An 8,548-nucleotide genomic window follows, 5' to 3' on the forward strand; every position below is an offset into this window, starting at 1 on the left:
GTCGCCGTCGGATCTGGCGCACGCGCTGCCGGCGGGGCATGCGGTGGTGTCGTTGACGGCGGTGTCGGGGGAGCAGGTGCCGCCGTTGCTGGTGGATCTCCGGGGTTGACGGCGGGCTGCCGGGGAAGTCGCCTTCGAGGTGGATTCGGCAGTGCGGGTTGTCCGGGGCGTCCATAATGAAGGGGAGAGACCCTCACCAGTCCCACGTCCCTCTCCTCGCCCGGCCGCAACGGCGCGGTCAGGTCGATCCTTCGAAGGTGCCATGCCCCCCACACTCGCCTCCGTCGTCCGTAACACGTCGCTCCATCTGACGGTCCTCGCCGGTGCGGATCACCTGGAACGTCCGGTCCGCTGGGTGCACACCAGTGAGCTGGACGATCCGACGCCGTTCCTGGAGGGTGGCGAGCTGCTGCTCACCACCGGTATCAAGCTGGGCCGTACGGCGGCGCAGTTGCAGGCGTATGTGCACCGGTTGGCCGACGCGGGGGTGGTCGGGCTGGGGCTGGGGGTGGGGTTGTCGCACACGGAGGTGCCACAGCCGCTGGTGGACGCGGCGGCGCAGCGGGGGCTGCCGCTGTTGCGGGTGCCGGAGCCGACGCCGTTCATCGCGATCAGCAAGGTGGTGTCGGCGGCGCTGGCCGCGGAGCAGTACGAGGCGGTGACGACCAGCTTCGAGGCGCAGGAGGAGCTGACCCGGGCGGCGCTCGGCAAGGACGGTACGACGGCGGTGGTGCGTCGGCTGGCGGCCCGGCTGGGGGGTTGGGCGGCGCTGTACGACGGGTCGGGCGCGTTGTCGGTGGTGGCGCCGGACTGGGCGGCGCGCCGGGCGGGGCGGCTGGCGGCGGAGGTGGACCGGCTGCGTCGGCGGCCGGCGCCGTCGAGTGCGGCGTTGCAGGGGCGCGCGCCGGGGATAGACACGGCGGACGAGGACTACGTGGTGGTCCAGTCGCTGGGGGCGGACCGGCGGGCCCGGGGCTTCCTGGCGGTCGGGACCGAGGACCGGATCACGCCGACCGAGCGGTATGTGCTGAACGCGGCGGTGGCGTTGCTGACCCTCACCCTGGAGCGGTCGCGGGAGCTGCGGCAGGCCGAGGAGCGGATGGGCGCGGCGCTGCTGCGGATGGTGCTGGCCGGTGAGGTGGCGACGGCCCGCCAGGTGGCGGTGGGGTTGTTCGGGGGGCTGCCGGAGGGGACGATACGGGTTCTGGTGGCGGGGGCGGGGCCGGCGAACGCGGATGCCGCGGAGGCGCTCGGGGAGCTGGGCGACCGGGCCGAGCAGGCGGGCGCCCGGGTGGGGGAGAAGCTGCTGGTGGCGCGGGAGGACGGTGCGCACGGGCAGCGGCTGATGGTGCTGGCGTTGGACAACGGCGCTGTGCACCGGGCTTGTCTGGGCACGGTGGAGGAGCACGAGGGCCTGTCGTTGGGTGTCTCGGCGCCGGCCGCGCTGGAGGAGGCCGGGACGGCGCACGCGCAGGCCGAGCGGGCGTTGGCGGTGGCGTTGCGCGGCGGCCGCCGGTCGGTGGACCACGAGGAGGTCGGCGCGGGGTCGCTGCTGCCGCTGCTGGGCGAGGACGCGGTGACGGCCTTCGCGGAGGGGTTGCTGCGGCCGTTGCGGGAGCACGACCGGACGGCCCGCGGGGATCTGGTGGCGTCGTTGCGGGCGTGGTTGTCCCGGCACGGCCAGTGGGACGCGGCGGCGGCGGACCTGGGGGTGCACCGGCACACGCTGCGCTACCGGATGCGCCGGGTCGAGGAGCTGCTTGGGCGCTCGCTGGACGACACGGACGTGCGGATGGAGCTGTGGCTGGCGCTGCGTTCCGGCGAGGAGTGACGTACGGGGTGGCACGGGCGGTTCACGCGGCGGACGAGGCGGGCGGCTCACGCGGCGGGCGGCGGGCGGCGGACGAGGCTCCGGTGGGACGCCGACCGGGCCCCGGTAGGACGTGGTGGAGTGGCCCCGGGGGCGAACGCTCCTAGTCGGCCAATCCGGTCGGCGCGCCGCCCCGCCTACCCTCAAATCCGGGTCCCACGTCCGTGGGCCGTAGGACAGACGAGGAGAGGGCCGGTACCACGGTGACCACCACGTACGATTTCTGGCTCGCCGGCCGCCGGGCGAGCGGTGACGCCGACTTCGAGGTGCACAACAGCTGGGACGGCCGTCTGGTCGGCAGGGTGAGCATCCCGACCGAGGCCCAGGTCGAGGAGGCGCTGGACGCCGCCGTCGCCGCGCTGCCGGTGTTCGCCGCGACTCCGGCGCACCAGCGTGCCGCCGCCCTGGACCACGTGGCCAAGCGGCTGGCCGAGCGCACCGAGGAGCTCGCCCAGCTGGTCAGCGCCGAGAACGGCAAGCCGATCAAGTGGGCCCGCGGTGAGATCGGCCGTGCGGTGTCGGTCTTCCGCTGGGCCGCCGAGGAGGCGCGTCGCACCAACGGCGAGACCATGCGCCTGGACACCGACCCGGGCGGCGTGGGCCGCTTCGCGGTGGTGCGCCGTTTCCCGCGCGGCGTGGTGCTCGGGATCGCCCCGTTCAACTTCCCGTTGAACCTGGTCGCCCACAAGGTCGCCCCGGCGATCGCGGTCGGTGCCCCGATCATCCTGAAGCCGGCTCCGTCGACCCCGCTGTCGGCGATGGTGCTGGGCGAGATCCTGGCCGAGACCGACCTGCCGGTCGGCTCCTGGTCGATCCTGACCGTGCCGAACGACCGGATGCCGGCCCTGGTGCAGGACGAGCGCCTGCCGGTGATCTCCTTCACCGGTTCGGACAAGGTCGGCTACCAGATCATGGACTCGGTGCCGCGCAAGCACTGCACCCTGGAGCTCGGCGGCAACGCCGCGGCCGTGGTGCTCGCCGACTGGTCCTCGGAGGCCGACCTGGACTGGGCGGCCACCCGGATCGCGATGTTCGCGAACTACCAGGGCGGCCAGTCGTGCATCTCGGTGCAGCGGGTGATCGCCGACGCCTCGGTGTACGACGCGCTGGTGGAGAAGGTCGTCGCGAAGGTCAAGGCGCAGGTCACCGGTGACCCGGGCGACGACGCGACCGACGTCGGCCCGCTGATCGACGAGAACGCCGCGAAGCGCGTCGAGTCCTGGGTCGAGGACGCGGTCGCCAAGGGCGCCAAGGTGCTCACCGGCGGCTCCCGCGAGGGTGCGACCTACGCCCCGACCGTGCTGGCCGACCTGCCCGGGGACGCCATCCTGGCCAAGGCCGAGGTGTTCGGCCCGGTGCTGTCGCTGCACAAGGTGGACGGCGTGGACGAGGCCTTCGCGGCGGTCAACGACTCCGCGTTCGGCCTCCAGGCGGGTGTGTTCACCCACGACCTGCAGACCGCCTTCCGCGCCCACCGGGAGCTGGAGGTCGGCGGTGTGATCATCGGCGACGCGCCGTCCTACCGCGCCGACCAGATGCCGTACGGCGGCGTCAAGGACTCCGGTGTCGGCCGTGAGGGCGTCAAGTACGCGATGGACGACTACACCGTCGAGAAGGTCATGGTCCTGACCGGCCTCGACCTCTGAGCGACGTCGTGGCAGTGCCGTAGCGCTGCGGTGGGAGGGCCCGGTTCGCCGAACCGGGCCCTCCCGGCGTTTCGCGTCCCCGCGCGGGCTCAGCCGTCGTGCCCGGCGGCCGCGGCGACGGCCTCCTCGACGGCGACGTTCCCGGAGACCAGTTCCAGGGTCAGTCCGGCGGTGCCGGGCTCGTGCAGCAGGGCGGCCAGGACGGCGGCGACGTCGGCCCGGTCGACCGCGCCGCGGTCGACCGAGGGGGCGAGCCGGACCAGGCCGGTGCCGGGGCCGTCGGTGAGCCGCCCGGGGCGCAGCACGGTCCAGTCCAGGCCGGTGCGGGCCCGGACGGCGTCGTCGGCGGCGCCCTTGGCCCGCAGGTAGGTCTCGAAGACCTCGTCGGCGGGGTGGTGCGCCGCGGCGTCGGCGGCCATCGCCGAGACCATCAGGTACCGGCGGATCCCGGCGAGTTCGGCGGCGTCGGCGAGCAGTACGGCGGCGTCCCGGTCCACGGTGTTCTTGCGGGCGGCGCCGCTGCCCGGTCCGGCGCCGGCGGCGAAGACGACCGCGTCGGCGCCGGTCAGCAGTCCGGCGAGCTGCGTGGCGGTGGCGGCCTCCAGGTCGAGCAGCAGTGGTTCGGCGCCGGCGTCGACGAGGTCCCGGGCCTGTTCGGGGCGGCGGATGATGCCGGCCGGGCGTTCGCCGCGGGCGGCGAGCAGCCGTTCCAGTCGGAGCGCGATCTGTCCGTGGCCCCCGGCGATGACGGTACGCATGGTTCCGACGGTAGCCCGGGACGGGCCGGGCGGCCCGGGGAGGTCCGGGGAAGTCCGGGGCGGTGCCGCGGACAGGACACAAGAGGTCCGGGGCGGTGCCGCGGACAGGACACAATGGGCGCATGACTTCGCTCGCCCACCCGCAGCTGCGCTTCACGCCCACCGTGGCGGACCCCTCCGGCCCCCGGGAGCTGGTGATCCTGGGTTCCACCGGTTCGATCGGCACCCAGGCGATCGATGTGGTGCTCCGCAACCCGGACCGCTTCCGGGTGGTCGCGCTGTCGGCGGCGGGCGGCCGGGTGGAGCTGCTCGCCGAGCAGGCGGTGCGGCTGGGCGTGCACACCGTGGCGGTGGCCGATCCGGCGGCCGAGCCGGCGCTGCGCGAGGCGCTGGCCGCGAAGGCGGCGGGCGGTCCGCTGCCGACCGTGCTGGTGGGTCCGGACGCGGCGACCGAGCTGGCCGCCCTGGAGTGCCACTCGGTGCTGAACGGCATCACCGGTTCGATCGGCCTGCGGCCGACGCTGGCCGCGCTGGAGGCGGGCCGGGTGCTGGTGCTGGCCAACAAGGAGTCGCTGATCGTCGGCGGTCCGCTGGTGAGGGCGGTGGCGAAGCCGGGCCAGATCGTGCCGGTGGACTCCGAGCACGCCGCGCTGTTCCAGGCGCTGGCCGGCGGGACCCGGGCCGAGGTGCGCAAGCTGGTGGTCACCGCCAGCGGCGGCCCGTTCCGCAACCGCACCCGGGAGCAGCTGGCCGGGGTGACCCCGCAGGACGCGCTGGCGCACCCGACCTGGTCGATGGGCCCGGTCGTCACGATCAACTCGGCCACCCTGGTGAACAAGGGCCTGGAGGTGATCGAGGCGCACCTGCTGTACGACGTGCCGTTCGACCGGATCGAGGTCGTCGTCCATCCGCAGTCGGTGGTGCACTCGATGGTGGAGTTCACCGACGGTTCGACCCTGGCCCAGGCGAGCCCGCCGGACATGCGGATGCCGATCGCGCTGGGCCTGGGCTGGCCGGACCGGGTGCCGGACGCCGCTCCCGCCTGCGACTGGACCAGGGCCGCCACGTGGGAGTTCTTCCCGTTGGACGACGAGGCCTTCCCGGCGGTCGAGCTGGCCCGCGAGGTGGGCGCCCTGGGCGCCACCTTCCCGGCGGTCTTCAACGCGGCGAACGAGGAGTGCGTGGAGGCATTTCTGAAGGGCCGCCTCGCTTTCACGGGAATCGTGGACACTGTTGCCAAGGTCGTGGCCGAGCACGGTCAGCGGGACGGCGCCGCGGTGGCGGGAACTTCCCTGACGGTGGAGGACGTCCTGCACGCGGAGGACTGGGCGCGCGCCCGGGCCCGCGAGCTGGCGGCCGGCTGACGGTCGGCCGATGGCCCCGATTGCGGTAGGACGAGACGATGAGCGGAGCGGCATGACGGAGGACCAACGGTGGCAACGGTTTTGACGGTGGTCGGCATCCTGGTCTTCGTCATCGGGCTGCTCATCTCGATCGCCTGGCACGAACTCGGCCACCTCTCCACGGCCAAGCTGTTCGGCATCCGGGTGCCGCAGTACATGGTCGGCTTCGGCCCGACCCTCTGGTCGCGCCGGAAGGGCGAGACCGAGTACGGCATCAAGGCGATCCCGTTCGGCGGGTACATCCGGATGATCGGGATGTTCCCGCCGGGCGAGGACGGCCGGATCACCAAGCGCAGCAGTTCGCCCTGGCGAACCATGATCGAGGACGCCCGCGAGGCCTCCTACGAGGAGATCCAGGAGGGTGACGAGAGCCGGCTCTTCTACACCCGCAAGCCCTGGAAGCGCATGATCGTCATGTTCGCCGGTCCGTTCATGAACCTGATCCTGGCGTTCGGGCTCTTCCTGACCGTCATGATGGGCTTCGGCGTCAACATGAGCGTGCCGACGGTCAGCTCGGTCGAGAAGTGCGTGGTCAAGGTCGGCCAGCCCCGGGACACCTGCCCGGAGGGCGCCCCGCAGACCCCGGCCGCCCAGGCCGGGCTCAGGGCGGGCGACCGGATCCTCTCCTTCGACGGCGACCGGATCCACAGCTACGACCAGCTCCAGGCGGACATCCGCGAGTCGGCCGGCCGGACCGTGCCGGTCGTGGTCGAGCGGGCCGGGGAGCAGCTCACCCTCAACCCGACCATCGCGGTCAACGACGTCCAGAAGTACGACGGCAACGGCGTCCCGCTCAAGGGCCAGAGCGTCCAGGCCGGGTTCCTCGGATTCACTCCCGCGAGTGGTGTGGTCCGGCTGGGATTCGGGCAGTCGGTCGACCGGATGTACGACATGACCGAGAACGGGGTGAAGTCGCTGATCGCGTTGCCGGGCAAGATCCCGGGGCTGTGGAACGCGGTCGTCGGCGACGCCCCGCGCGATCCGGACTCGCCGATCGGCATGGTCGGCGCCGCCCGGGTCAGCGGCGAGGTCTTCTCGCTCGACATCCCCGGCACCCAGCGGATCGCGTTCTTCGTGAACCTGCTGGCCGGCATCAACCTGTCGCTCTTCCTCTTCAACATGCTGCCGCTGCTCCCGCTGGACGGCGGGCACATCGCCGGCGCGGCCTGGGAAGCGGTCCGGCGCCGGTTCGCACAGCTGTTCCGGCGGCCCGACCCGGGCCCCTTCGACGTCGCCAAGCTGATGCCGGTGGCGTACGTGGTGGCCAGCATCTTCATCGGCTTCACCCTGCTGGTGATGGTCGCCGACCTGGTGAACCCGGTGAAGATCAGTTAGGGCGTTCGGGTACCACGGGTGTGCTGGGCGCCATGACGGTGCCGTACCGTGGAGGCCGGGTGCGCGATCGTCAGCGCGCCCGGCCTCGGCCGTGTCACGGCCGGGCGGTCGACCACACCTCTACCCCGGGGAACCCTGCGCACATGACCGCGATCTCGCTCGGTATTCCGTCCCTGCCGCTCAAGCCGCTGGCCAAGCGCCGTTACTCCCGGCAGATCATGGTCGGCAACGTGCCGGTCGGCGGCGACGCGCCGGTCTCGGTGCAGTCGATGACCACCACCGTGACCTCGGACATCAACGCCACGCTGCAGCAGATCGCCCAGCTCACCGCGTCCGGCTGCCAGATCGTCCGGGTCGCCGTGCCCTCGCAGGACGACGCCGACGCGCTGCCGATCATCGCCAGGAAGTCGCAGATCCCGGTCATCGCGGACATCCACTTCCAGCCCAAGTACGTCTTCGCGGCGATCGACGCCGGCTGCGCGGCGGTGCGCGTGAACCCGGGCAACATCAAGGCCTTCGACGACAAGGTCGGCGAGATCGCCAAGGCCGCCAAGGACGCGGGCGTCCCGATCCGGATCGGCGTCAACGCCGGCTCGCTGGACAAGCGGCTGATGGAGAAGTACGGCCGGGCCACCCCGGAGGCGCTGGTCGAGTCGGCGCTGTGGGAGTGCTCGCTGTTCGAGGAGCACGACTTCCGCGACATCAAGATCTCGGTCAAGCACAACGACCCGGTCGTGATGATCAACGCCTACCGCCAGCTCGCCGCCGCGTGCGACTACCCGCTGCACCTCGGCGTGACCGAGGCCGGGCCGGCCTTCCAGGGCACCATCAAGTCGGCGGTCGCCTTCGGCGCGCTGCTGGCCGAGGGCATCGGCGACACCATCCGGGTCTCCCTCTCCGCCCCGCCGGCCGAGGAGATCAAGGTCGGCAACCAGATCCTGGAGTCGCTCGGACTGCGCGAGCGCGGCCTGGAGATCGTCTCCTGCCCGTCCTGCGGACGCGCCCAGGTGGACGTCTACAAGCTCGCGGAGGAGGTCACCGCCGGGCTGGAGGGCATGGAGGTGCCGCTGCGGGTGGCCGTCATGGGCTGCGTCGTGAACGGTCCGGGCGAGGCCCGCGAGGCCGACCTCGGGGTCGCCTCCGGCAACGGCAAGGGGCAGATCTTCGTCAAGGGCGAGGTCATCAAGACCGTTCCGGAGTCGAAGATCGTCGAGACCCTGATCGAGGAGGCGCTCAAGCTCGCCGAGCAGATGCAGGCGGCGGGCGTCGAGGCGGGTGCGCCGACGGTGGTCGCCGGGGAGTGACCCCCGCGCGGCTTGTGCGGGAGCGAACCCCGCGTAGCTTGTTCTGACAGCCGTAGGTTGTCCTGACCGTACGGGAGCACCCGTGCGGTGCATTCCGGAAGCGGGGGGGGCCGTTTGCCGAGGGCGCCACCGCACTCATCCGGTGGGGGAAAAGAGGAGAGGGTGGGCAGAATGGTATCCATGGACGGTTTTTCCAGTCCTCGCTCTAGGAGCGATGTCCCCCCACACCCTC

General features: G+C 72.3%; 6 protein-coding genes. 5 read left to right on the forward strand and 1 reads right to left on the reverse strand.

Annotated features, from left to right (window positions below; genetic code table 11):
* The first annotated feature begins 262 nt into the window (after positions 1–262).
* Together ACFVGO_RS37880 and ACFVGO_RS37885 are read left to right on the forward strand one after the other, a co-directional pair.
* Positions 263–1,831, forward strand: coding sequence for a PucR family transcriptional regulator (locus tag ACFVGO_RS37880; RefSeq protein WP_359909183.1), 1,569 nt, complete (start codon positions 263–265; stop codon positions 1,829–1,831).
* 242 nt (positions 1,832–2,073) lie between these two features.
* Positions 2,074–3,516 carry an aldehyde dehydrogenase family protein gene (locus ACFVGO_RS37885; RefSeq protein ID WP_380351410.1) on the forward strand — a complete coding sequence of 481 codons (1,443 nt, stop codon included), beginning with the start codon at positions 2,074–2,076 and terminating at the stop codon, positions 3,514–3,516.
* A gap of 89 nt (positions 3,517–3,605) precedes the next feature.
* On the opposite strand, the gene ACFVGO_RS37890 is transcribed toward ACFVGO_RS37885, so the two are convergent.
* Complete coding sequence (locus ACFVGO_RS37890; protein WP_359909177.1) at positions 3,606–4,274, reverse strand: NAD(P)-binding oxidoreductase; 669 nt, start codon at positions 4,272–4,274, stop codon at positions 3,606–3,608.
* A gap of 122 nt (positions 4,275–4,396) precedes the next feature.
* Between ACFVGO_RS37890 and dxr the strand changes: the two genes are divergently transcribed.
* From dxr to ispG, 3 genes are all read left to right on the forward strand, one after another.
* On the forward strand, positions 4,397–5,638 hold the full coding sequence (gene dxr / locus ACFVGO_RS37895) for a 1-deoxy-D-xylulose-5-phosphate reductoisomerase (protein ID WP_380636735.1): 1,242 nt from the start codon (positions 4,397–4,399) through the stop codon (positions 5,636–5,638).
* A gap of 69 nt (positions 5,639–5,707) precedes the next feature.
* Positions 5,708–7,012: a M50 family metallopeptidase gene (locus ACFVGO_RS37900; protein ID WP_359909171.1), complete on the forward strand. Its 1,305-nt coding sequence runs from the start codon at positions 5,708–5,710 to the stop codon at positions 7,010–7,012.
* A gap of 143 nt (positions 7,013–7,155) precedes the next feature.
* Entirely contained in the window at positions 7,156–8,316 is a 1,161-nt protein-coding gene (gene ispG / locus ACFVGO_RS37905) for a flavodoxin-dependent (E)-4-hydroxy-3-methylbut-2-enyl-diphosphate synthase (RefSeq protein ID WP_359909168.1), read from the forward strand.
* The last annotated feature ends 232 nt before the right edge of the window (positions 8,317–8,548 follow it).

Source organism: Kitasatospora sp. NPDC057738 (assembly GCF_042798815.1).
Taxonomy (GTDB): domain Bacteria; phylum Actinomycetota; class Actinomycetes; order Streptomycetales; family Streptomycetaceae; genus Kitasatospora; species Kitasatospora lactacystinica.

What these genes read in the sequence shown, in the direction of transcription:
- ACFVGO_RS37880 (WP_359909183.1), top strand. Translation starts at nt 263, where the DNA reads ATGCCCCCCACACTCGCCTCCGTCGTCCGTAACACGTCGCTCCATCTG.
- ACFVGO_RS37890 (WP_359909177.1), bottom strand. Translation starts at nt 4,274, where the DNA reads ATGCGTACCGTCATCGCCGGGGGCCACGGACAGATCGCGCTCCGACTG.
- dxr (WP_380636735.1), top strand. Translation starts at nt 4,397, where the DNA reads ATGACTTCGCTCGCCCACCCGCAGCTGCGCTTCACGCCCACCGTGGCG.
- ispG (WP_359909168.1), top strand. Translation starts at nt 7,156, where the DNA reads ATGACCGCGATCTCGCTCGGTATTCCGTCCCTGCCGCTCAAGCCGCTG.